The organism is Pseudomonas sp. QS1027, from assembly GCF_002814235.1.
Taxonomy (GTDB): Bacteria; Pseudomonadota; Gammaproteobacteria; order Pseudomonadales; family Pseudomonadaceae; genus Aquipseudomonas.
The window spans coordinates 126,018-150,213 of sequence record NZ_PHSU01000005.1; the positions used below are offsets into that span (position 1 = coordinate 126,018).

Annotated in this window: 23 protein-coding genes; 11 read left to right on the forward strand and 12 right to left on the reverse strand. The window is 62.1% G+C overall.

The features are described from left to right. Nucleotides 1–17: 17 nt before the first annotated feature. Nucleotides 18–785 (reverse strand): sulfite exporter TauE/SafE family protein, encoded by a 768-nt coding sequence (locus CWE01_RS06215; protein WP_100939654.1) that lies wholly within the window; start codon nt 783–785, stop codon nt 18–20. An 80-nt stretch (nt 786–865) separates the two neighbouring features. Here CWE01_RS06215 and CWE01_RS06220 point away from each other — a divergent pair, with 80 nt between their 5' ends. Next, a complete protein-coding gene (locus CWE01_RS06220) occupies nt 866–1,798 on the forward strand; it encodes a LysR family transcriptional regulator (protein ID WP_100939655.1) in 933 nt (310 codons plus the stop codon). Nucleotides 1,799–1,837: 39 nt separating this feature from the next. Then, entirely contained in the window at nt 1,838–2,185 is a 348-nt protein-coding gene (locus CWE01_RS06225; RefSeq protein ID WP_100939656.1) for a cupin domain-containing protein, read from the forward strand. A gap of 69 nt (nt 2,186–2,254) precedes the next feature. Here the strand turns inward: CWE01_RS06225 and CWE01_RS06230 are convergent, their stop codons facing one another. Next, on the reverse strand, nt 2,255–3,733 hold the full coding sequence (locus tag CWE01_RS06230) for an NCS1 family nucleobase:cation symporter-1 (protein WP_100939657.1): 1,479 nt from the start codon (nt 3,731–3,733) through the stop codon (nt 2,255–2,257). Nucleotides 3,734–4,312: 579 nt separating this feature from the next. On the opposite strand from CWE01_RS06230, the gene CWE01_RS06235 reads away from it, so the two are divergent. Next, complete coding sequence (locus CWE01_RS06235; protein WP_256579321.1) at nt 4,313–5,935, forward strand: methyl-accepting chemotaxis protein; 1,623 nt, start codon at nt 4,313–4,315, stop codon at nt 5,933–5,935. Nucleotides 5,936–5,944: 9 nt separating this feature from the next. Here CWE01_RS06235 and CWE01_RS06240 read toward each other — a convergent pair whose 3' ends face one another. The 3 genes from CWE01_RS06240 to CWE01_RS06250 form a co-directional block, all read right to left on the reverse strand. After that, nucleotides 5,945–8,308 (reverse strand): DNA polymerase II, encoded by a 2,364-nt coding sequence (locus tag CWE01_RS06240; RefSeq protein ID WP_100939721.1) that lies wholly within the window; start codon nt 8,306–8,308, stop codon nt 5,945–5,947. A gap of 236 nt (nt 8,309–8,544) precedes the next feature. Beyond that, entirely contained in the window at nt 8,545–9,429 is an 885-nt protein-coding gene (mmsB, locus tag CWE01_RS06245; RefSeq protein WP_100939658.1) for a 3-hydroxyisobutyrate dehydrogenase, read from the reverse strand. A gap of 14 nt (nt 9,430–9,443) precedes the next feature. Next, entirely contained in the window at nt 9,444–10,967 is a 1,524-nt protein-coding gene (locus CWE01_RS06250) for a CoA-acylating methylmalonate-semialdehyde dehydrogenase (RefSeq protein WP_100939659.1), read from the reverse strand. A 131-nt stretch (nt 10,968–11,098) separates the two neighbouring features. Here CWE01_RS06250 and CWE01_RS06255 point away from each other — a divergent pair, with 131 nt between their 5' ends. Then, nucleotides 11,099–12,046: a LysR family transcriptional regulator gene (locus CWE01_RS06255; RefSeq protein WP_100939660.1), complete on the forward strand. Its 948-nt coding sequence runs from the start codon at nt 11,099–11,101 to the stop codon at nt 12,044–12,046. Nucleotides 12,047–12,173: 127 nt separating this feature from the next. Here the strand turns inward: CWE01_RS06255 and CWE01_RS06260 are convergent, their stop codons facing one another. From CWE01_RS06260 to CWE01_RS06290, 6 genes are all read right to left on the reverse strand, one after another. Further along, on the reverse strand, nt 12,174–12,458 hold the full coding sequence (locus tag CWE01_RS06260) for a hypothetical protein (RefSeq protein ID WP_100939661.1): 285 nt from the start codon (nt 12,456–12,458) through the stop codon (nt 12,174–12,176). A 465-nt stretch (nt 12,459–12,923) separates the two neighbouring features. Then, nucleotides 12,924–13,172, reverse strand: a complete 249-nt coding sequence (locus CWE01_RS06265) for a BrnA antitoxin family protein (protein ID WP_100939662.1) — start codon at nt 13,170–13,172, stop codon at nt 12,924–12,926. Further along, nucleotides 13,150–13,428, reverse strand: coding sequence for a BrnT family toxin (locus CWE01_RS06270; protein ID WP_100939663.1), 279 nt, complete (start codon nt 13,426–13,428; stop codon nt 13,150–13,152). The genes CWE01_RS06265 and CWE01_RS06270 overlap by 23 nt, the downstream gene beginning before the upstream one ends. Nucleotides 13,429–13,792: 364 nt before the next feature. Beyond that, nucleotides 13,793–14,077, reverse strand: a complete 285-nt coding sequence (locus CWE01_RS06275) for a hypothetical protein (RefSeq protein ID WP_100939664.1) — start codon at nt 14,075–14,077, stop codon at nt 13,793–13,795. Between the two features lie 383 nt (nt 14,078–14,460). Then, the gene (locus tag CWE01_RS06285; protein WP_100939666.1) at nt 14,461–15,351 is read right to left on the reverse strand and encodes a triacylglycerol lipase; all 891 of its coding nucleotides are present in this window, start codon (nt 15,349–15,351) and stop codon (nt 14,461–14,463) included. 118 nt (nt 15,352–15,469) lie between these two features. Then, nucleotides 15,470–17,539, reverse strand: a complete 2,070-nt coding sequence (locus CWE01_RS06290; protein WP_100939667.1) for an AsmA family protein — start codon at nt 17,537–17,539, stop codon at nt 15,470–15,472. Nucleotides 17,540–17,900: 361 nt separating this feature from the next. Between CWE01_RS06290 and CWE01_RS06295 the strand changes: the two genes are divergently transcribed. From CWE01_RS06295 to CWE01_RS06325, 7 genes are all read left to right on the forward strand, one after another. Beyond that, the gene (locus CWE01_RS06295; RefSeq protein ID WP_100939668.1) at nt 17,901–18,440 is read left to right on the forward strand and encodes a hypothetical protein; all 540 of its coding nucleotides are present in this window, start codon (nt 17,901–17,903) and stop codon (nt 18,438–18,440) included. A gap of 165 nt (nt 18,441–18,605) precedes the next feature. Further along, nucleotides 18,606–19,238 carry a TetR family transcriptional regulator gene (locus CWE01_RS06300; RefSeq protein ID WP_100939669.1) on the forward strand — a complete coding sequence of 211 codons (633 nt, stop codon included), beginning with the start codon at nt 18,606–18,608 and terminating at the stop codon, nt 19,236–19,238. A 343-nt stretch (nt 19,239–19,581) separates the two neighbouring features. After that, on the forward strand, nt 19,582–20,082 hold the full coding sequence (gene ureE, locus CWE01_RS06305; RefSeq protein WP_100939670.1) for an urease accessory protein UreE: 501 nt from the start codon (nt 19,582–19,584) through the stop codon (nt 20,080–20,082). Further along, nucleotides 20,079–20,753 carry an urease accessory protein UreF gene (locus CWE01_RS06310; RefSeq protein WP_100939671.1) on the forward strand — a complete coding sequence of 225 codons (675 nt, stop codon included), beginning with the start codon at nt 20,079–20,081 and terminating at the stop codon, nt 20,751–20,753. The genes ureE and CWE01_RS06310 overlap by 4 nt, the downstream gene beginning before the upstream one ends. Before the next feature lie 9 nt (nt 20,754–20,762). Then, on the forward strand, nt 20,763–21,377 hold the full coding sequence (gene ureG, locus CWE01_RS06315; protein WP_100939672.1) for an urease accessory protein UreG: 615 nt from the start codon (nt 20,763–20,765) through the stop codon (nt 21,375–21,377). A gap of 41 nt (nt 21,378–21,418) precedes the next feature. Further along, nucleotides 21,419–21,991, forward strand: a complete 573-nt coding sequence (locus CWE01_RS06320; RefSeq protein WP_100939673.1) for a HupE/UreJ family protein — start codon at nt 21,419–21,421, stop codon at nt 21,989–21,991. A gap of 271 nt (nt 21,992–22,262) precedes the next feature. Then, nucleotides 22,263–23,396 carry an AGE family epimerase/isomerase gene (locus CWE01_RS06325; protein ID WP_100939674.1) on the forward strand — a complete coding sequence of 378 codons (1,134 nt, stop codon included), beginning with the start codon at nt 22,263–22,265 and terminating at the stop codon, nt 23,394–23,396. A gap of 20 nt (nt 23,397–23,416) precedes the next feature. On the opposite strand, the gene CWE01_RS06330 is transcribed toward CWE01_RS06325, so the two are convergent. After that, nucleotides 23,417–24,181, reverse strand: a complete 765-nt coding sequence (locus CWE01_RS06330; protein ID WP_100939675.1) for an SDR family oxidoreductase — start codon at nt 24,179–24,181, stop codon at nt 23,417–23,419. Nucleotides 24,182–24,196 lie beyond the last annotated feature (15 nt).

Genomic DNA, 24,196 nt, shown 5'->3' on the forward strand with positions numbered 1-24,196 from the left:
CCGGTGACTTCAAGCCATCAACCGCCGATCAGCAGATGCCCACCCAGCAGGCCCAGGCCGATAAAGAACACCCGCTTGAACAGCGTGGCGCTGACCCGTTGGCGCAGCCATTGCCCGAACAGCATGCCGAGGATCGCGGGGAGCAACACCAGCAATGAGGCGCCCAGGGCGCCCTCTCCCAGCGCCCCGCGCCAGAACAGGCCGAGGGCCAGCGCCAGGGTCGAGATGGTGAACGACAGGCCCAGCGCCTGCACCAGCTCATCCCTGTTCAACCCCAGCGCTTGCAGGTACGGCACGGCGGGAATCACGAACACACCGGTGGCCGAGGTGATGAGACCCGTGACCAGCCCACAGACCGGGCCCAACCAGCGCTCCGTTCGGGTACCGACCCGCAGCGCCGGTAGGAACAAGCCACTCAAGGCATACAGCAGCAAGGCCGCGCCCAACGCCCGCACCATCCCATGACCGCCGTCCATCCCGCCCAACCATCCCGTGCCGGCAGCGGTACCCAGGAAGATCGCCAGCAACATCGGCCACAACCGCCGGAGCAGGGTCGACAGGTGTCCGCCGGTCGCCAGTTGCCAGACATTGGTCAGGGTCGCGGGAATGATCAACAGCGCCGCAGCCTGCGTCGGTGCCATAGCCAGGCCGAGCAGGCCCATGGCAACCGTCGGCAGCCCGAGGCCGATCACCCCCTTGATCATGCCCGCCAGCAGAAAGGTGCCCAGCACCAGCAGGGAAAGGGCCAGGCCCAGGCTTTGGTAAAACTCGAGGAATGTATTCATGCCGACAGACTGGACCCGGGCAACGGATTTGAAAATCTGCCATGCCTTGAGCTAGCCTCTTGCAAAGAGAGAGGCTGAGCATGCACTTCGACCTGATCGACCTTCGGCTGTACCTGAATATCCTCGACGCCGGCAATATCACCGCCGGGGCGGCGCGCAGCCATCTGTCGCTACCGGCCGCCAGTGCCAGGATACGAGCCCTGGAAACCTCCCTCGGCATGCCATTCTTCCAGCGTGGCCACCGTGGCGTCACCCCCACGCCCGCCGGCAAGGCCCTGGCCCAGCATGCCCGGCTGATGCTGCAACAGGCCGAACGCCTGCGCCAGGACCTGGCCGAATACGCCCGAGGTGTAAAAGGCCAGGTCCGCCTGCTGGGCAACAGCGCCGCGATCAGTGAATACCTGCCGGAACGGCTCGCGGACTTTCTGTGCCGTCACCCGCATATCGACCTCGACCTGCAGGAGTTGCCCAGCCTGCGCATTGTCCACGCCATCAGCCAGGGCGCGGCGGAGCTCGGCATCGTCTCCGACGCGGTGGATACCCGGGACCTGCAGACCCGAGCCTTTTGCGACGATCCGCTGGTGGTGGCGATTCCCCTGGGTCACGCCTTGGCGGAACAACCGCACCTGCGCTTCAGCGATACCCTGCACCACGAACAGGTCGGCCTGCCCGCCGGCAGCGCCCTCGCCGCCTACCTGGAAGAGCAGGCCTTGCACCTGGGGATGCGCCTGCAACTGCGGGTGCGCGCCGACGGTTTTGACGGGGTGTTGCGCATGGTCGCGCGCGGTGCGGGTCCCGGCATCGTGCCCCAGGCAACCCTGGATCGTTGGCCCGGCGCCACGGCCTTTGTCAGCCGTCCGCTGCCCGAACCCTGGGCCCGGCGCAAGCTGCTGCTGTGCGCCCGCTCATTCGAACAGTTGCCGGGTTACGCCCGCGCCTTGCTCGACGCTTTATGCGCTCATGGGCAGGTCGATGTCGAACCTGGACAACTGCCCGGTGTCGGCGACCGCTAGGGTGCAGGCTTCCTCAAGAACCTGCGCCCGGAGCCCAGCATGTCCAATCCACCGATCACCGTTCTGCGCGACACCCACCCGTTGCCGGTCCTCGATGCCTGCAAATGGGAAAAACTGGCGGGCGACCCGCACACCGTCAACCTCAACGCCTACACCAGCGAAGACGGCAGCAAGATCATGGGCACCTGGATCTGCACCCCGGGCAAATGGCGGGTCGAATACGTGAAGTGGGAGTACTGCCACTTCCAGGAAGGCTACTGCATCATCACTCCGGACGGCCTGGCGCCGATCCACCTGCGTGCCGGCGATATCTTCGTGATCGAGCCCGGGATGAAAGGCACCTGGGAAGTGGTGGAAACCGTGCGCAAGTACTTCGTCTTCGCCTGATTCCGCTCAGCCGGAACAGACCGCGGGTGAAACGACGGACAACCCTGTCCGTCGTTTCACCCAGTCCCTCTAGACTGTTTCGCCGAGCGCTGAAACAGCCGTCCCCCGGCGATTGGCCGCCACATAGATCAGCGCCCCGCTGCCGGCACCGATCAGCCAGCCCCAGTCACCGACATTGAAAATCAAGCCGAATGCGCCCAGCAGCGCCAGGCCGATCGACAGGCTTCCCGAAACGATCAGCGCGAACAAGGCCTTGCTGTTCCAACCGCCCTCGAAATACAGCGAGCCGGCAGGCGACAGTGTGTACAGGTCCTCCAGCTTGATGACCTGGCGCTTCACCCGATAGTAGTCGGCGACCATGATGCCGAACATCGGCCCCAGCACGGCACCGAAGATACTGACGAATACCGTGATCGCCTGGGGGCTCGAGACGAACAACCAGGGGCAGACCAGCACCGACAGGATCGAGGTGATCAAGCCGCCCAGCCTGAAGTTGATTTTCTGCGGTGCCAGGTTGGCGATGTCATAGGCGGGCGAGACGAAGTTCGCCACGATATTGATGCCCATGGTGGCGACGATGAAAGTGAGCGCGCCGATGATCGAGACCAGTGGGTTATTGATTTTCTCGACAATCAGCACCGGGTCCATGATCGCCTCGCCGAAGACCTTCATCGAACCGCCCGTGACAATCACCGTGATGATCGCAAAGACGACGAAGTTCACCGGCAGCCCCCAGAAGTTGCCTTTTTTCATCACCGCTTCGCTCTTGGCGAAACGTGAAAAGTCACCGAAGTTCAGCAGCAGCGCGGCGAAGTAGGCAACGATCAGCATCGCGGCGCTGGCCATCAGGCCGACCGACTCCAGGCCTGTGAAATGCTTGTCGGAGAACTGCATCGAAAAGCTGTCCAGGCCGGTCTTCGAGATCATCCAGCCGGCCAGCGCGAACATGACCACATAGACCACCGGACCGCAGAAATCGATAAATTTGCGGATCGTCTCCATCCCGGCCAGGAAGATCACCAGCTGGAAGAACCACATGAAGGCGAAACTGATCCAGCCCAGCGTGGACAGCCCCAGCAGGCTGTTGTGGGTGAACTCCGCCGCCGAGGGCAGCACCGCGATCACCAGCACCTGCACCGCCTTGGAGGCGAAATAGGTCTGCACCCCATACCAGACGATGCCGACGATCCCCCGCACGACCGCGGCGAGATTGGCGCCGCGAACGCCGAAAGACATGCGCGCGACCACCGGAAAGGGGATGCCGTACTTTTGCGACGGCCTGCCGATCAGGTTCATCAGAAAGTACACGATCGAGATCCCGACGATCATCGAGAGCAGCACCTGCCAGCCCGTCAGCCCGAGAAAGAACAGGCTGGCGGCAAAGGTATAACCACCGACCGAGTGAACGTCGGACATCCACATCGAGAACAGGCTGAACGTCCCCCAGGTTCGCCCCTCCGGCGGCGTGGGGGCGAGGTCCTGGTTGTAGAGCTGGGCGTGTGCGCCGGTGATGACGACCACCGGGACCTGAGTTGGATCGATAGACATTGGGGTGACTCCCATGATTTTGCGCATTCTGATTGGCGTTATTTTGAATACATGTACGTGCAAGATTGGCCACAACCGCAAGCCTGATAAACACGCATCAGCAAAATACGCGCCAGAAAAACCATGAGCTGTCTGATGGACGCTCGCAGATCGGGTCTTGAAGGGGCTGTGCCGATTGGAGACTTTTCGATTGGTGCGACTGAACGCTATAAAATGGATACATCCAATAACTAAAATTGTTCATTGGAGTGCTCGCCCAGCGTAGACGCTTATTTTGTAAGCGAGGACCTTCCGGCCTCTTTTGAGGTTCGAAATACCGCTGAAGATCATCAGGGGTCGCCGCTTGATAGCGCCAAGGCGCGAGACCGGTGCAGCCGTTGCGCCAATCTGGTGCCCATAGGCCCCCGTTTCCGGCACCGGGCCGCTCCCCCGGCCAGAAAGCTATCGCCCTGATTAAGTAATTCAATCAGCGCCCCCTGCGAGCAGTAACATTACTGTGCCAGTATCGTCACATTCGGAAAGACCCCATCCCGTTTCCAGCCCCCCTCCCTAACCGAGCCTATCCAGGAGCCGTTCGTCATGCTGTTGAGGAACCTCAAGATCCCTGTTCGTTCTGCCCTGAGCTTCGCTGTCATCACCCTGTTGCTGGTGATCCTCGGGTTGTTCTCACTGTCGAACATGAAGTCGATTCGTGGCCTGGCCGCGCAACTGGAAGAGCACTCCATGTCGGGCGTTATCGCCGCCGACCGGGTCAATGCCACGGGCCTGAAGCTGCTGCTGGAAAGCCGTCGGCTGATCGCCCAGACCAACTCCCCGAACCATGACGGCACCGTGCAGAACATCCGCAGCCTGCGCGCCGACCTGCTCGCTCAACTGCAGAGCTACAGCGCCTACATCAGCAGCGACCAGGAACGCCAACTGTTCACGGTGGTCAGCGACGGCATCCAGCGCCTGACGCGCCTGGCCGACAGTTGCATCGACTTCAGCCAGAAAGGCCAGTACGCCGAAGCCGCCGCCCTGCTCGACGATCAGATCCCCCTGAACAAACAGATGCAGCAAGCGATCGACCAGTTGGTGCAGCTGAATATCGACGGTGCCAGGCAGTCCGGCCGGGACTCCGACCAGACCTACCACAACAGCTTCAACGTCATCGTCGCGTTGATCATCGTCGCCGCCCTCGCCACCCTGGCCCTGGCCTTCCTCTTCACCCGCAGCATCGTCGAACCGCTGAAATACGCGCTGACGATCAACGACACCATCGCCCGTGGCGACCTGCGCAGCGAGATCGTGATCAAGGGCCAGGACGAGTTCTCGACCCTGTTGAAATCGGCCAAAACCATGCAGGACAACCTGCGCGAAACCATCCGCCTGATCGGTGACTCGTCCACGCAACTGGCCTCGGCTGCCGAACAGATGAGCAGCGTCACCGGCGAATCCAGTCGCGGCCTGCAACGCCAGAACCAGGAAATCGAACAGGCCGCCACGGCGGTGAACCAGATGACCGTCGCTGTCGATGCCGTGGCCCGTAATGCCGCCTCGGCCTCGGACGCGGCGCGCTCCTCCGGCCAGTCCAGCCAGATCGGCTCCGACCGGGTCACGCACACCGTCGCCGCCATCGAGAAACTCAGCGCCACCGTGCAAAGCACCAGCGGTGACGTCCAGCAACTGGCGGCACAGTCCCAGGACATCAGCCAGGTCCTGGAAGTGATTCGTACCATCGCCGAGCAGACCAACCTGCTGGCCCTCAACGCCGCCATCGAGGCTGCCCGGGCTGGTGAGCAGGGACGCGGCTTTGCGGTGGTGGCCGACGAGGTGCGCGCGCTGGCCGGACGCACCCAACAGTCGACGGGGGAAATCTCGCAGATCATCGAGCGCATTCGCCAGGGCACCGAGCAGGTCACCAGCGCCATGCAGGACAGTTGCCAGGAAGCCCAGGACACCCTGCGCATCGCCCACGAAGCGGGCACCGCGCTGACGGAAATCTCCACGGCGATCAACCAGATCAACGAGATGAACCTGCGCATCGCCGCCGGCTCCGAGGAGCAGGCCGAAGTGGCACGCACCGTGGACCGCAACCTGACGAGCATTCGCGACCTGTCCGTGCACAGCGCCACCGGTGCCCAGCAGACTTCAGTGGCGAGTACCGAACTGTCGCGACTGGCGGCGGATATGCATCGCTTGGTGGCGCGCTTCAGTCTCTGAGGGTGACGCCTAGAACAGCCCCAACTGCCCACCGATCAGGGTGCTGAAATCATCCTGGACAAAGGGCAGGATCGCGTCCGCCACCGGCTGTAGCTGCCGGGTGATGTAGTGGTCGTAGTCGATCGGCGCGCGGCGTATCTCCAGCGGCTCGGGGCCGGCCAGGGTGATCACGTAGCTGATCCAGCCACCGTTCTGGTACTGCCGGGGCCGGCCTTGAGCATCGTTGTATTCATCGGCCAGGCGTGCCGCCCGCACATGGGGCGGGACGTTGCGCTGGTAGTCGCCCAACTGGCGACGCAGGCGCTTGCGGTAGACCAGCCGGTCGTCCAGCTCGCCCGCCAGGGTCCGACGCACATAGTCACGCACATAGTCCTGATACGGCACCCGGTCGAAGATCCGCCGGTACAGCTCCTGCTGGAAGTCCTGGGCCAGGGGCGACCAGTCGCTGCGCACGGTTTCCAGGCCCTTGTAGATCATCTCCTGGGTACCGTCGGCACGGGTCACCAGGCCGGCATAACGCTTCTTGCTGCCCTCCTCGGCACCGCGAATGGTCGGCATCAGGAAGCGACTGAAGTGGGTCTCGAACTGTAGCTCCAGGGCGCTGCTCAACCCGAGCTCCTGTTGCAGATGTTCGCGCCACCATTGGTTGACCTGGGCCACCAGCTTGCGGCCGATCTGCGCGGCATCGTCATCGCTGTGGGCACGCTTGAGCCAGACGAAAGTGGAGTCGGTGTCGCCATAGATCACCGCGTAGCCCTGGGCTTCGATCAGCTCTCGGGTCCGCCGCATGATCTCGTGGCCGCGCAGGGTGATGGAGGACGCCAGGCGCGTATCGAAGAAGCGGCAACCGCTGGAGCCGAGCACGCCGTAGAAGGCGTTCATGATGATCTTCAGGGCCTGGGACAACGGCGCATTGTGCTCACGCTTGGCCGTCTCCCGGCCCTGCCAGACGCTCTCGACAATGGCCGGCAGGCAATGCCGCGTACGGGAGAAACGCGCGCCGCGAAAACCGGGAACCGAGTCACTGTCGTCGGGATGGCGCAGGCCTTCCACCAGCCCCACCGGATCGATCAGGAAGGTGCGGATGATCGACGGATAGAGGCTTTTGTAATCGAGCACCAGCACCGATTCGTACAAGCCGGGCCGTGAGTCCATGACAAAACCGCCGGGACTGGCTTCGGGGGTGCGTTCCCCCAGGTTCGGCGCGACGAAACCCTGGCGATGCATCAACGGCAGGTAGAGATGGGTGAAGGCCGCCACCGAACCGCCGCTACGGTCGGTGGGCAAACCGGTGACAGTGGCGCGTTCCAGCAGGAAGGTCAGCAACTGGGTCTTGTCGAAGATCCGCGTCACCAGCTCGCAGTCCTTGAGGTTGTAGCGCGCCAGGGCGGGCTTGTCCTCGGCGAACATGCGGTCGATCTCGTCCATGCGCTGGTATGGGTTTTCGATGGACTTGCCCTCGCCGAGCAGGTGCTGCGCCACGTACTCAAGGCTGAAGGACGGAAAGCTCCAGGTGGCAGAGCGCAGGGCCTCGATGCCGTCGATGATCAAGCGGCCGGCGGCGGCGGCAAAATAATGGGTGTTGCGCGCGCCGTTGTCGCGCCAGCCCATGACATCGCCGCCACGTCCCAGGCGCAGGGGCACCTTCAGGCGTTCGGCGTGTTCGTGCAGAACGCGCAGGTCGAACTGCACCAGGTTCCAGCCGATGATCGCGTCGGGATCATGCAGGGCCAACCAGTCGTTCAGGGCTTCGAGCAAGCCGGCGCGGGTGTCGCGGTAGTCGAACTTGAAGTCGACCTGGGTGGGATCGCCGTTGGCCGGCCCCAGCATGTACACCTGGCGCTCGCCGCAGCCTTCCAGGGCAATGGAGTACAGCTCGCCCTGCATGGTGGTTTCGATGTCCAGGGACACCAGCTTCAGGCTCGGACGATAGTCCGGTGCCGGTTTCATCTGGGTATCGAGCAGCGGGCCGTCAGCATTGGCGGTGCCGCCGAACTGCACCGGCGCGGTGATAAAACGCTCCATCAGGAAGCGCTCGGGCGGGCGGATATCGGCTTCATAGACATCGACGCCGCCCTTGCGCAGCAGCTTCTCGATATTCATCAGTTGCCGGTGTTGCTGGCAATACAGGCCGAGGATGGGGCGATGATGGAAGTCGAGCAGTTCCAGGGGACGCAACTCGACGCCACGCTCACCACGCAGCAAGGCTTCGGCACGTTGGCGATGGGCGACGGGAATGAAGGCGACGGAGGGTTGCGGCGGTAGCCGGACATGCCGGGGACCGTTGTCGGTGGCCAGCCAGAACTCGACCTGCGTGCCCGTGGGGGTGTCGCGCCAATGCCGGGTCAGGACAAAACCCTGCTGTAGATCCACCACCCGCACCTCGAAAGCATTTTCAGGGGGATGATTCTACGCGTCATGGGCGGTCAGGTGTGCGGATCCAGCCCTGTCCAGGCCCTCAAGAACACTGAAAACCTGTAGGAGCAGGGCTTGCCCGCGAAGCTTTTGGCGCCCTCAAGGGCCCCTTCGCGGGCAAGTCACGCTCCTACAGGTTTGTGTCGTGCCCTGAGGCGGTGTTTACCGGAAGGCCGCAGGAGCCCCTCACACACCTAGGGTTTGCGATAGGAATTGACGATCGCCGAGAAATCCAGACCACCTTCCCCGCGCAAACTCATCGCCTGATAAAGCTGCTGCGCCACCGCCCCCATCACCACCGGCTGATGCGCCTGGCGCGCCGCTTCCGTTGCCAACCCCAGGTCCTTCAACATCAGCTCGGCCCCGAAACCACCGGTATAGCCCCGCGACGCCGGCGCCGTATCGACGATCCCCGGCCAGGGGTTATAGGTCTCCGAACTCCAGCAACGTCCGGTGGAACTGTTGATCACCCCGGCCAGCACCTGGGTGTCGATCCCCAGCGCCGCGCCGAGGGCCATGGCTTCACTGACCCCGACCATGGAAATGCCCAGCAGCAGGTTGTTGCAGATCTTGGCGATCTGCCCGGTGCCCACTTCACCGCAGTGGACGATATTGCGACCCATCTGCGCCAGCACCGGTTGCAGGGTGACGAACAACTCCTGGGAAGCGCCGACCATGAAAGTCAGGGTCCCGGCCGCGGCACCGCCAGTCCCACCGGACACCGGCGCATCGCCCATCGCCACACCCTGCCTGGCCGCTGCCGCGGCGACATCCTTGGCGGTCTGTGGATCGATGGTGCTGCAATCCACCGCAGGGACGCCCCGACCGATACCGGCCAGCACACCGTCCTCACCCAACCAGACGCTACGCACATGGGCCGCCGCCGGCAGCATGGTGATCACCAGCTCACTGCCCTGGGCCGCGACTTTCGGCGATGCGCTGATGGTCCCGCCGAGGGCCGCCAGCTCTTCCAGCACGGTCTTGTTCAGGTCGAACAGGTTCAGGCTGTGCCCGGCCTTGATCAGGTTGCGCGCCATTGGCGCGCCCATATTGCCCAGGCCGATAAATGCAATCTTCATGGCAGATTCCTCACTCAGCGCAGATTGATGGTGGTGTTCACACCATGGTTCACACTGTCGTCGTCGAACCAGCGACTGGTGACCGTCTTGGTCTGAGTGTAGAACTGCACCACCTGCTTGCCGTACGGACCGAGGTCACCGAGCTTGGAACCACGCGAACCGGTGAAGCTGAAGAACGGTACTGGCACCGGAATCGGGATATTGATGCCGACCTGGCCGACGTCGATTTCGCTCTGGAACTTGCGCGCCGAGGCGCCGCTCTGGGTAAACAGGCCGGTGCCGTTGCCGAACGGGTTGGCGTTGACCAGGGCAATCGCTTCATCGAGGGTGTCGACTTCCAGCACCACCAGCACCGGGCCGAAGATTTCCTGGGTGTAGATCTGCATATCGGTGGTCACCCCGGAGAACAGGGTCGGACCGACGAAGTTGCCCTGTTCGAAGCCCGGCACCTTAATGTCGCGACCGTCCAGCTCCAGCTTGGCGCCTTCCTTGATACCGCTTTCGATCAGGCTCAACACACGCTCTTTCGCGCGCTTGGAAATCAGCGGACCGACATCGGTGCCCGCCTCGCTGCCGGCATTGACCTTGAGTTTCAGCGCCAGGGCCTTGAGGTCCGGCAGCCATTGTTTCGCCGCGCCCACCAGCACCACCACCGAGGTGGCCATGCAACGCTGGCCGGCCGCGCCGAAACCGGCACCGACCAGGGCATTGAGGGTCTGTTCACGATTGGCATCGGGCAGTACAACGGCGTGGTTCTTCGCGCCCATCATCGACTGCACACGCTTGCCATGGCGGCCGGCGAGGTCGTAGACATGGGTACCGACGGCAGTCGAACCGACGAAGGAAACAGCCTTGATGTCCTTGTGGGTGCACAGCGCATCCACCACCTCCTTGCCACCGTGCACCACGTTGAGCACGCCTGGTGGAACGCCGGCTTCCAGCGCCAGCTCCACCAGCAGCAGGGTCGACAGCGGGTCCTGCTCGGACGGCTTGAGGACGAAGGTGTTGCCGCAGGCAATTGCCATCGGGAACATCCACAGCGGAATCATTGCCGGGAAGTTGAACGGGGTGATCCCGGCGCAAACACCGATGGGCTGGCGCAGGGTGTAGGTGTCGACACCGCCGGCGACGTTCTCGGCGAACTCACCCATCTGCAGGGTGCCGATGGAGCAGGCGTGTTCCACCACTTCCAGGCCGCGGAAGATATCGCCTTCGGCGTCGGCGATGGTCTTGCCCTGTTCGGCGCTGAGGACCACGGCGATGCGCTTGGAGTGTTCGCGGATCAGCGCTTGCAGCTTGAGCATGATGCGCATGCGCGCGCCGATGGGGGTCAGCTTCCAGGTCTGGAAGGCACGGTGCGCGGCGTCGATGGCGGCATTGACTTCATCGGCGGTGGCGAACGGGACTTTGGCCAGGACTTCCTGGGTGGCCGGGTTGACGATGTCGTGCCATTCGTGGGTTTTGGATTCGACCCATTCGCCGTTGATCAGCAGCTTGGCGGTCTTGAGGGTGGCGTCGGGCTTGAGAGAAACGTTCATTGAAGTCTCCTGAATTATTGTGGGGCCGAATCCGAGGCGGGCGAGGCAGCGCCCGAGCATGGTGACTGGACTGTTTTTGGAGTATAGATGTGCGTTCTTCTAATAAGAATGCACATAAAAACCGGACCAACATGCAAAAAAACATCACGTCTTTGGGTTCATTGAACTGGGACGACCTGAAGTTTTTCCTCGAGGTCGCCCGTACCCGCAAGGCCAGCAGCGCGGCCAAGCGCCTGGCGGTGGACTACACCACGGTGTCGCGCCGCATCAGCTCATTGGAGGGTGCGCTAGGCACCTTGCTCTTCGAAAAGTCCCGGACCAACGGCTTTGTGCTGACTGCCGAAGGCCAGCGTTTGCTGGGGTATGCAGAGTCTATCGAGAGCACCTTGCACATGGCTTGCGAGCAGGTCTCGGGGTCCGGTGTGGCGCTGTCGGGGCATGTGCGCATGGGCTGCACGGAAGGGTTCGGCAGCTTTTTCATCACCCCGCAGTTGAGCCATTTCGTCGACGCGTATCCGGCGATTTCCGTCGATATCCTGCCGTTACCGCACTTCATCAGTTTGTCCAAGCGCGAGGCGGATATCGTCATTGCGCTGGAGCGGCCGGAGCATGGGCCGTATGTGTGCTGCAAGCTGTGTGACTACCGGCTACAGCTCTATGCGACCCAAGAGTATCTGGACCAGCACCCGCCGATCCGGCGTGCCAGTGATTTGGGGCGGCATCGGTTTGTCAGTTATGTCGATGACCTGGCGTTCAGCAATGAGCTGCTGTACCTGGCCAATGCCCTGCCGAATGCCACGGCCAATTTGCGCAGCACCAGCGTGATTGCCCAGTTCGTCGCGGCACAGCAAGGCCGGGCGTTGGCGATCCTGCCATGTTTCCTCGCGGCCCAGGACCCGAGGTTGCTGCCGGTGCTGGCGGATGAGGTGAATATCACCCGGCAGTTCTGGATGTACTGCCGGGAGGATCTGCGCAAGTTGAAGCGTATTACCTTGTTGTGGGATTACATTCGGGATGTGACGGAGCGCAATCAGGCGCTGTTGATGGGGGAAACGCGGAGCATGGTTTTCCACGGTTGAGACCGGGTGCGATCCCTTGTAGGAGCAGGGCTTGCCCGCGAAGGGGCCCGTGAGAACGCTAAAAGCTTCGCGGGCAAGCCACGCTCCTACAGGTTGTGTGGTGTTTTCAGATCCACGTTTTTTTGGATCAAGCCTGCAAGGCGCTTGGCTGACGATCCGTGAAACGCCCCTGCATCGCATCCAACGCATCGCAGCCATCCTGCAACAACAGATAGGCCGCTGAGGCAAAGTGCTGGAGATCGCGGTCGCAGGTATTGCCGATGCTCATGCAGGTCAGGCTGTGGCTCAGGTCGCGAGCCGCCTTGAGGCGCTGTATGGCAAATTCGTAGAGGTTGCGCACCGGGACATCGAGCTTGAGGTAGAGCACCGGGGCGTCAGTGAGGTTGCTTTGTAGCGGGCGGAAATTGGTCATGGTGTCACTCCGTAATAGTCATAGAGTCACCAACATCTGCGGCTAAACAAACGAGGGTGGCAGCTGTACGCGGGTTAGCCGACCGGGGACTATTACGAAACCCGGCACACCCGTAGGTGTCCCACGCACAGCCGCCATGGCAAAAAACCAGGCAGCAAAAAGCGCCGACATCATAGGGCGCTTCTGCGTTTCGTAACAGTTTCGATCGGCTAAGACCGGTCACCGATTCGTCGATGACCACCGAACTATAGTTCAGCGCCCCGCCGAATAGCTGCCGCTTTTACACCCTGAAATACGTGCCAGTACCGCTGCCAGCGATGGCATTTTCATTCCCTGCGCCATGTTCATGCAGGCTAGGCTATGGCTCAGATCCAAGCTACGCTTTCAGCACAGGAGAAGACCTCAGCCTGAAGACGCTGCGGCTGATAATGCGGGCGCTTAGCGCAACACTTACCGCTTGCTTTATCACCCCTGATGAGCCTGCATGTACTGGCGCAACAACTGATTGATGCGTGTCTGGTAGCCGGTACCTTGACCCTTGAACCACTCCAGCACATCAGCGTCCAGACGGATGGTTACCGCCCGTTTCACCGGCACACGCAATTCGGCACGGCGGAAGAAGTCTTCACCCAGCTCGGGGATTTCGCTGGTGTCGATGTCCTGATCGTTGAGCTTGGCCAGGTGTTCCCAGTCAGTTTTCGATGCTTTCGGCATAGTGTTTGGCCTCCTGTTTGGTAGCTTTTCGGGCAGAGATGATGCGGATCACATCGCCTCGCTGCTCGGTATAGACGACCACGCCAAGCAATATCTTGATCCAGCCAATGCTGACCCAGCGCTCCTCACCGTAATCCGTTCGGTCATCGCGCAAGGCCAGCATTGGATGCTGGAAAATATCCGGCACGTCATTGAAGTCAATGCCGTGCTTACGGATGTTGGCCTGGTTTTTGGCTTCGTCCCATTCAAAACGCATGGGACATCCTGTATTTACTTTTGTACATACACTATAGCCCGCTTGATAATGTGTGTGTAGCCCTTGGCAGCTCAGTGGCGCAGGAGCCACTGCAACGGGATTTATTTACATCCGCCGATAGCTACTGAACATCAAAAAATAAATGCGCGGTGTTTCCGCGAAGCCGCTCGATGGCGGCCCGCAAACGCTCACGAATGTCGTCACTCCCAGCGATACCGGCCACCAGGCGCTCGGCGAGACTGGACGCGATCCCTTGTAGGAGCAGGGCTTGCCCGCGAAGGGGCCCGTGAGAACGCTATAAAGCTTCGCGGGCAAGCCACGCTCCTACAGGTTGTATGGTGTTTTCAGATCCGCGTTTTTCGGATCAAGCCTGCAAGGCGCTTGGCTGACGATCCGTGAAGCAACCCTGCATTGCATCCAATGCATCGCAGCCATCCTGTAACAACAGATAGGCCGCTGAGGCGAAGTGTTGGAGATCGCGGTCGCAGGTATTGCCGATGCTCATGCAGGTCAGGCTGTGGCTCAGGTCGCGAGCTGCCTTGAGGCGCTGTATGGCAAATTCATAGAGGTTGCGCACCGGGACATCGAGCTTGAGGTAGAGCACCGGGGCGTCAGTGAGGTTGCTTTGTAGCGGGCGGAAATTGGTCATGATTCAAATCCAAAGTATGTAGGCTGAATAGCGACCACCCCTTTGCGGCTAAACAAGTGAGGGTGGCAGCTGCACGCGGGTTAGCCGACCGGGACATACTTTGGGAGAACCCGGCACACCCGAAGATGTCCCGCGCACAGCCGCCATAGCAAAACGCAAAGCGACAAAAAGCGCCCGCATTGTACTGGAGGCGCTTGTGCATCCAATAGCATGTATTTCGATCGGCTAAGACCGGTCACCGATTCGTCGATGACCACCGAACTATAGTCCGGTGAATCGCCGAATAGCTGCCGCTTTTACACCCTGAAATACGTGCCAGTACCGCTGCCAGCGATGGCATTTTCACCCTCTGCGACAAGGCGTTCAGCTTTGAACGCCTCGCTTCAGACACCCGCCAACCTCAACCGCCGAGCATGCTCGACAAACAACCGGATCGGCTCCGCGCCCTTGCCCACCAGCCCAAACGACTGGTTGACGATATCGAGGTGATCCAGCGGATAGTCATCACCGATCACCGTCCCCAGGTGCGAGCTGTTGCGGCCGACCATGCCATCGCACTGCCCGGCCTCACGCACAAAGGTTTTGGCGAACAGCCGGCAACTGCGATTGGTGCCGTCGAACAGATTACGCCCGCGATCCGTGATCCCGGGTTGCAAGATGCCGGACCAGGAGTAGTAACGCACCCCATTCACCAGTTCATCGCCCTGCCCGCCCCAGCTCTGCGGCAACCCTTGCGGGTATTGCTGATTGAACAGCGCAACCCCTTCGCTGGTCAGCGACTGGTGTGACGCCGGAAGGTCCATCGGCAGCCTCAGCCCGTAATGGCCCGTGTCCAGCCAACCCATCACCCGCGCCACCATACAAAGCGCCAGACTGAGCAGACGAGCCGGCAGCCCCTCACGGGGATAGTGCTTGTCAAAATAGTCGGCCAGCTCCGAGCCATGATTGGGGCCGGCGACCGAGGTCACCGAGGCCACCCACTCCGGCCGCTTCGCCGCTGCATAACGGGCGGTCAACGCGCCCTGGCTATGGCCGATCAGATTGACCTTGTCGGCCCCGGTGTCGCGGCGGATCTGCTCGATCCGCGCCAGCAATTGTTCACCGCGCACCTCGCTGGAATGCAGCGGCGAGACCGCTACCGGAAACACCTGCGCGCCACCGCGACGCAACGCCGGAACTATCCCGTACCAGTAGGGGAAAAACACCAGGCGGACAAAACCGAGCATGCCCGGCACCAGCACCAGCGGATAACGTGTGGCAAGTTCTTGCGGCATTCCGTGAGCGTCCCTGAAGGTCAAAAGCCAAAGCCCGGCACTGCAAAGATCAAAGCATCGGCATTGAAGATGACAAATGCATTGTGGCGAGCCGGCCCAGTGCTACCAGGCCGCTCTTTCAGCCCTTCACCGTCTTCGGTGCCTTGCCCGCCCGCATCTGTTCCAGCAACGGCGCGCACTGGTTCGGCACATCTCCGCTGGGCGCCACCAGCGCCAGCAGCCCCGCCGCCGGCCCGGCAATCAGGCCCAGGGCGACCATGCCCGCGCCGCGCAACATCAACGGCACCGCCTGCACGCCGGCATCGGGCTTGATAAATTTGCCCCGCACATACAAAGGCGAGCGCAAGGACAACAGGCGGAAACCCTTGGACTCAGGCGTGACCTTCAAATCCAACTGCTCGTTGGCAAAGTTGGCCGTGCCATCGATATAGATGATCGCGTTCTCGGTATCGAAGACAAATAGCCGGGTGGTTGCCAGGCCGCTCTTGATCCCCAGGTCCGCCGCCGCGCAATTGATCTTCACTTCCTTGTCGCCAAAGATTTTCCCGACCACGTAGTTACCCACGTTGAGTCCAGCGATCTCCATCAACCCACGACTGATGGCGCCATCGTTGACCAGCATCTTCAGGTCGCCATTGGAGGTGCCGAGCAATTTCGCCACCGAGTTGCCGGTACCGGCGATATCCGCATCGCCATTGAGTTCACCGAAGCTGGTTTTCATCGGCTCGAAGGTCGGGAACAGTTGCTTGAGCTTGAAGTTGCGCGCCGTCAGCTTGGCCCGGCCCTGCATCGGCGTGGTGCGGCCGTTGAGGCGGATCTGCGCGTCGAGCTTGCCACCGGCCACGCCGAAGCGCAGGGGCTCCAGGCTGAGTTCGCCATCGGTGAGCACCAGGTGGGTATAGAGGTCGGTGAACGGCAATTCGCTGCTGTGGACGATGCGCTTGCCGGTGAACTCCACATCGGCGTCCATATCGCGCCAGCGCTCGGTACGGAACTCTTCCACCGGCAGCACCCTGTCCGCCGGCTGCTTGCTTTCGCCGCCCCGGGCCTTCTGCTTGGCGTTGGAATCGGCGCCGATCAACGGCGCCAGGTCGGTCATCAGCAGTTGATTGGAAACCAGGGTGCCACTGAGTTTGGGCCGCGGCTGGCTCGCCAGATAAGTGAGGTCGCCATGAATATCGCTGGTGCCGATCTTGCCGTTGAATTTCTCGTAGGTGAACGCCGCACCCGCAGGATCGCGCAGCTTGGCGATCAGATGGCCGTCGGTTTCATACGCCGGCGAATCCGGCAAGGTGACGCCGGTCAGCGGGTAAAGGTTGCCCAGGCTGGTGCCCGACAACGTCAGGCGCAGGTCGAGGGCGCCGAGGTTACGCGGGTCGGTCAGGGTCCCGGCGACGGCGATCCGGGTGTCGGCGATCTTCACATCGGCCTGGACCGGGAACGGTTTGGCCGCATCCTGTAACGCGAGCAAGCCACCGATCTTGCCGCTGCCGGTGAGGTTCTGGCCGTGGTACTGGCCCTTGACCTTCAGCGCAAAGGCATAGTCCTGGGGGGCAACCCCCTTCTCCAGGGCTTTTTTCGCCGCCTTGTCACCGACGATATCGCCGAACGGAATCGATTTGCCCAATGGGTCAATCACCAGGTCCAGGTGCGCCTTCAGGCTCTGGTCGTCGAAGGTCACATGGCCCTTGTCAAAGCCGATGGCGCCAATATCCACCACCCAGTTGGACGGTTCGGCATTCGGGTCCTTGGGGTCGAACTGGAAGCTCCAACTGGCGCGGCCATCGGCCAGGCGTTCAATGTTGGCATTGGGTTCGGTCAGGTCGATACGCGGGATCACCACCTGCTGCGCCAGCAGCGGCAGCGGCGAGAGGCGCAGCTCGACCCGCTTGAGCGTGACCATCTGCGGGTTCTTCGACCAGTCGGGATTGCCCAGGGTCAGGTCCTCGGCGATCAGATGCGGCCAGGGCACCCAGGCCCGCCAGCCGCCTTCGTCGGCTTCACGCTGCCAGCGCACGGACAAATCGCCATTGATGGCGAAGGGGCGATGGAGGATGGCCGAGACCTTGGCATTGATCGGCGGCTTGACCCGGTTCCAATCGAACAAGGCGATGACGGCAACCAGCACCGCCAGCAGGAGGACGAGACTGGCGCCGGTCCAGGCAAGGATCTTTCGAGTGCGCGTCATTGCACGGGGCTCCTAGAACGACTGAGCGTCCAAAAATCGACGCATTATGCCTTTACGACCAGCAAACGCCCGACAAGGTTTAACGCCAAAAACCATTAATCGACCCAGGCAGGGAACAAACGGTCCTGACCCATCCGCCAGCTTTTCGTTCACCGCATGCCCCCATGTGGCGCGGCAGTGGGTCGAAAATACCCATTGCAGGGCAAAGGTAACGCGCTGCAAGCCCCGGTCTAGAGGGGTTTGGGTAGAACCATCAATTCCGTTGATTATTACCATTGTGCTTATGAACTTTTATATCGATTTTGCAAGAGTAGCATTAGCTTCGTACCCACTTTATCGCCCTCCTACGGAGCATCCGATCATGAAACGCCAATTAATCCTCAGTCTTACCCTTGCCGTCCTGGCTGCCAATGCCTACGCGCTGCCAGCCCGTGAACAGGCTGCTCCACAAGCTCAAGCCAGCCATGCAACCGTTAGCCAAGTGCTGAACACCCTGGCCGAAGACGGTAGCGCCCATACTCCACAAGCCCAACACGAAAGAGAAAACGGCTTGGCCGAGAACGGTTCCAGCAAAACCGCAATTGGTGAGAACGACAAATTCGCTGAAAACGGTAGCGCCCATACTCCACAGGCCCAGCACGAAAGAGAAAACGGCCTGGCCGAGAATGGCTCCAGCAAAACCGCAATCGGTGAGAACGACAAATTCGCTGAAAACGGTAGCGCCCATACTCCACAGGCCCAGCACGAAAGAGAAAACGGCCTGGTCGAGAACGGTTCCAGCAAAACCGCAATTGGTGAGAACGACAAATTCGCTGAAGGCGGCCGTGCTCGCCTGGAAGAGAAAGGTTTGGTCCAAGACGGTGGTGACCGTGTGATCGAACGCAACAGCAGCCTGAGTTAAGGCCTTGCTGGCCTGGAACAAAGCCCGGTCTCCTGGACCGGGCTTTGATATTTCAGGGCCCTGAATATTCGAAACGCCCGCGATGCCCCCTTCTCTTGGTTCGACGCCGGCAAAGCTGATTTGCTAGAGTGCGCCGCTCTCTTCATCCAGAAAAATACCCTTGCGATGCTGCCCCGCGCCGAACAGAAACAACAGACTCGACACGCGCTCATGGACGCTGCCCGGCACCTGATGGAATCCGGCCGTGGCTTCGGTAGCCTGAGCCTGCGGGAAGTGGCGAAAACCGCCGGAATCGTGCCCACCGGTTTCTACCGGCATTTCGATGACATGGACCAACTCGGCCTGGCCCTGGTTCGTGAAGTCGGCCAGACCTTCCGCGAAACCATCCGGCTGGTGCGCCACAATGAATTCGTCATGGGCGGCATCATCGATGCGTCGGTGCGGATCTTTCTCGATGTCGTGGCGGTCAATCGCTCGCAGTTCCTGTTTCTGGCCCGCGAGCAATACGGTGGTTCGCTGCCGGTGCGCCAGGCCATCGGGGCATTGCGGGAAAACATCAGCACGGACCTGGCGACCGACCTGGGCCTGATGCCCAAGCTCGACCATCTGGACCCGGCTGGATTGGCAGTCATGGCCGACCTGATCGTCAAAAGCGTGTTCGCCACCCTCCCAGACATCATCGATCCGCCGTCCGAGCCCCTGCCGGAACACCTGACGCCCCAGGCCAAGATTACCCAGCAATTGCGCTTCATCTTTATCGGCTTGAAGCATTGGCAAGGGCTAGGCAGTACCGAGTAGCCGGAACGGGTGCCCTGCACCCGGATCGCCAGCAAGCCGGCTCCTACACGTTTCACACCAAGCCAAGATCCAGCTACCCGCACGATGTCGCATCCCGCGCCGGCACGACGCGATCTTCGCGTTGGAACACGGACCTGTAGGAGCCGGCTTGCTGGCGATGAGGCCCGCAAGGCACCACAAAAGCGCACCGATAGCACTTGCGCACCATCTTGAAACATTCTGAAACATGACTACGCTCCCTTTTCAGGCATCCAATGCTTTCTGACGGGACTTTCCTACGCAGCGAACGATTGGCAAGCCCCTTGCTCTAGCTCAACCATCGCTCATTGCCGGAAGCCTCCTGATGTTGGTGATTCATCGCAGAATCGAAGCGCAATCCACCTGGGCCGCCGAGCTGCACCTGAACTTCGAAGCCCGCAGCAAAAGTCGCCTGCGCTGTTTCAGTGCCGAGGGTGAGGACGTAGGACTATTCCTTGAACGTGGCCAGCCACCGCTGTACGACGGTGAATACCTGGAAGCCGAGGACGGCCGCATCGTGCGGGTCTGCGCACGCCCCGAACAACTGCTGCACGTCACCTGCCGCAATGCCTTCGAACTGACCCGTGCCGCCTATCACCTGGGCAACCGCCATGTCGCCCTGCAAGTCGGCGACGGTTGGCTCAGGCTGCTCGACGACTACGTGCTCAAGGCCATGCTCGAACAACTCGGCGCCCATACCGAAACCCTCGAAGCGCCGTTCCAGCCGGAACACGGTGCCTACGGCGGCGGCCATCACCATTCCCGCCACGGCGACGAAGACTTCAACTACCCGCCGCGCCTGCACCAGTTCGGTGTGCGCCCATGAACCCGGCCTGGGCGCTATTGCGCCTGGCCAGCCCACAATTGCCCATCGGCGGCTACAGCTATTCCCAGGGCCTGGAAATGGCTGTGGAACAGGCCCGGGTCAAGGACGCAGACGGCGCCCGGCGCTGGATCGCCGATCAATTGCTGCTCAATCTGGCCCGCTTCGAAGCGCCGCTGCTGCTCGCCCACTGCCAGGCCGCGGCGGACGAAGACTGGGTCGGGTTGAAACAACTCTGCGCAGAACACCGCGCCAGTCGTGAAACCCGCGAGCTGTATCAGGAAAGCCGGCAGATGGGCTATTCCCTGCAGCAGTTGCTCAGCGGCCTGCCGGAACTGGATGACAGAGCCCGCACCTTCCTCGCACAACAAACCGAACCGCATCTGGCCCTGGGCTGGGCCCTGGCGGCCCGCGCCTGGCACATCAGCCCCCAGGACGCCCTGGCTGCCTGGCTCTGGAGCTGGCTGGAAAACCAACTGGCCGTGCTGATGAAAACCCTGCCCCTGGGCCAGCAAGCCGCCCAGCGCCTGACCAGCGAATTGCTGCCCCTGCTGCAACAGGCCCAGCAAGCCGCCACGGCCCAGGACCTTCAATCCATCGGCAGCGCCGCCTTCGGCCTGTCCCTGGCGTGCATGGCCCATGAGCGCCAGTACAGCCGCCTGTTTCGTTCCTAGGAGAACATCATGAATACACAACCTCTGCGCGTCGGTATCGGCGGCCCGGTGGGCTCCGGCAAGACCGCCCTGACCCTGGCCCTGTGCCTGGCCCTGCGCGACCGCTACAACCTGGCGGTGGTCACCAACGATATCTACACCCGCGAAGACGCCGACTTCCTGGTGCGCAACGAGGCCCTCGCCCCGGAGCGGATCATCGGCGTGGAAACCGGCGGTTGCCCGCACACCGCGATTCGCGAAGATGCCTCGATCAACCTCGAAGCCGTGGACCAGTTGAACCGCCGCTTCCCGGGGTTGGACCTGATCCTGGTGGAGTCCGGTGGCGACAACCTCTCGGCAACCTTCAGCCCGGAACTCTCCGACCTGACGATCTACGTGATCGATGTGTCGGCCGGCGACAAGCTGCCGCGCAAGGGCGGCCCGGGGATCTGCAAGTCCGACCTGCTGGTGATCAACAAGATCGACCTGGCACCGCTGGTGGGCGCCTCCCTGGAGATGATGGACAGCGACACCCGACGCATGCGCGGCGACAAGCCGTTTGTCTTCAGCAACCAGAAAACCGGACATGGCCTGGACGCCATCGTCGCCTTTATCGAGCGCCAGGGCCTGCTGACGGCGGCCTGAGGCTTGGCAATCCCCTCTCTCAACAAGCAGGAATCCCGCCCATGACATTGAAGAAAATTCTCAGCACCCTCGCCCTGCTGCTGATACCTGCCGTCGCCTTTGCCCACCCCGGCCATGGCGACAGCGGCTGGATGGCCGGTGTCAGTCATCCGATCAGTGGCATCGATCATTTGCTGGCGATGGTGGCGGTCGGTTTGTGGGCAGCGCAGCAACAAGGCACCGCGCGTTGGGCGCTGCCCTGCACCTTTGTCGGCACCATGCTGGTCGGCGGGGTATTGGGGTTCGAAGGGCTGGCGCTGCCGGCGCTGGAAAGCGGGATTGCCGCTTCGGTATTGGCCTTGGGCCTGGCCGTGGCGCTGGCGGTACGACCACCGTTGAGCCTGGCGATAGCGGCGACGGCGCTGTTTGCCTTGTTCCACGGTGTGGCGCACGGTCTTGAACTGCCGGATATGTCGAGCCCGTGGACCTATGCGGCCGGTTTTGTGGTGGCGACCGCGACTTTGCATGCGCTGGGTTATGGGGTGGTGCGAGTGTTGCCCCTGGCTGCGGCACCGTTGGTGCGGGTGGCCGGTGTTGCGTCCGCGGCGACTGGAATCTGGTTGCTCGCGGGCTGAGTCTTGTAGCGCCAGGGCGGGCCTCTTCGCGGCGGTGCGGCGTCCCGACAAGCCCAGCTCCTACAGTTTTGCGGCGAGCCTCAATGAGGTGATCGACATAAACCCTGTAGGAGCTGGGCTTGCCCGCGAAGAGGCCCGCATGATCAGCAAAAATGTCTCAGGCAGACCCCCATTGCGCTATTCCTGCGTTCTGCTCACCACAACCACAGCATCGTCCGCTACCGCCTGTTAACATGTCGCGCAACCGCCCTTGCCCTGACGACGCCAGCCGATGCCCGATGTTTCCAGCTCCGCCTCCACGCCTGAATTGAGTGCACTGTTCAACACCGTGCAAGACCACTTCCGCCAGGTCATCGTGCCGCTGTGGCAAGGTCCCGGCTGGAACGCCGACATGGCACTGCCCTACGAGGCGCTGGACGCCGATCATCGGCCACTGCCCCCGCAACGCTATCGCGCCATGGCCTGCGCCCGTCAGTTGTATCTGTTTTCCAGCCTGATCGGCGACGCCGCTTTCCCGACCGCCGCAGAACGCGCCAGCGCGCTGTTCCGCTCGCTGCAACGGCATTTCCACGATGCCGAGTACGGCGGCTGGTTCTACAGCGTCGACCCCCATGGCAAGCCGCTGGACACCCGCAAGGATCTCTACACCCACGCCTTCATTCTCTTCGCCTGCGCCCATTACTGGGCCAAGGTCCGCGAACCGCTGGTGGAGTCGGTGCTCAATGCCGCCCTGGAAGTGATCGCCGTGCGTTTCGCCAATGGCGACGGCCTGTATGAAGCCAGCCTGGAGCGCGACTGGTCGCCCCTGGGCAGCGGGCCGTTGCAGAACCCATTGATGCACCTGGCCGAAGCCTTTCTGGCGACCCTGTCGGTGCGTGAAGACGCCGCCACGCAGGAGGCACTGCTGGCCCTGGCCGCCGGCATGCAGCAACGCTTTATCGACCGCCATCACGGCGTGATGCTGGAGAAACCGCTGGGGGCTGTGGATAACTGGTTCGAACCGGGCCATCAGTTCGAATGGCTGTTCCTGCTGGAATCATCACCGTTGCTGCGCGGCACCGCGCTGCATGGCTCGCTGGAGCGCGCGTTCGCCTTCGCCGAACAGGTGGGGGTCGATCCGCAAAGCGGCGCGGTCAGCGGCATGCTCGACACCAACGGCAACCTGCGCGATGGCACCCAGCGGATCTGGGCCCAGGCCGAATACCTGCGGGCGCTGACGTTGCGTGTGGATAACTCGGCGCACTTGCAGCGCCAGTTGGCGGCCTTGCAGCAGCACTTCCTGCTCCCGGGCGGCTGGCATGAGTGCCTGGACGCCAAGGGCGAGGTCAGCCGACGGGATATGCCGTCGACCACGCCGTATCACCTGGCGACCTGCCTGAGTGGCCTGGCCGACTATTTCGGCTGAGCCACAACAGGCAAGCGACCTCAGCCCTTATTGCGCTCGATGGCAAACCCGCTCCAGGTCTGGCTCACCGGCATCAGCTCGAGGCTGTTGATATTGACGTGGGCCGGGGTGTTGAGCACCCAGAAAATCGTATCGGCAATGTCCTGCGGCTGGATCGGCTCGGCGCCGGCATAGGTCGCGTCGTAACGCGCCTGGTCACCGGCAAAACGCACCAGCGAGAACTCACTCTCACACAGCCCCGGCTCGATATTCGTCACCCGCACGCCCGTGCCCTGCAGGTCGCAACGCAGGTTCAGGGAGAACTGTTTGACGAACGCCTTGCTCGCGCCATAGACATGACTGCCCGGGTACGGGTAGTTGCCGGCAATCGACCCCAGGTTGATGATCCCCGCTCCACGACCATAGGCAATCAGGTGCGGCAGCAGCAAACGGGTGCTGTACATCAACCCCTTGATGTTGGTGTCGACCATGGTGTCCCAGTCGTCCAGGTCACACTTGGGCGCCGGATCAACCCCCAGGGCCAGCCCCGCGTTGTTGATCAGCCCACGCAGCTTGGCGAAGCTCGGCGGCAGGTTGGCGATGGCCTCTTCCATGGCCTTGCGGTCGCGCACATCCAGTACCAGGCCATGCACTTCGGTCTGCTGCGACAGCTCGGCGCACAAGGCATTCAGGCGCTCCTCGCGACGGCCGGTGAGCACCAGCTTCCAGCCGGCCTCGGCAAAACGACGGGCACAGGCCTCGCCAAAACCGGAAGTCGCGCCCGTGATAAACAACGTGGATGTCATGGAGTTCTCCTTGCT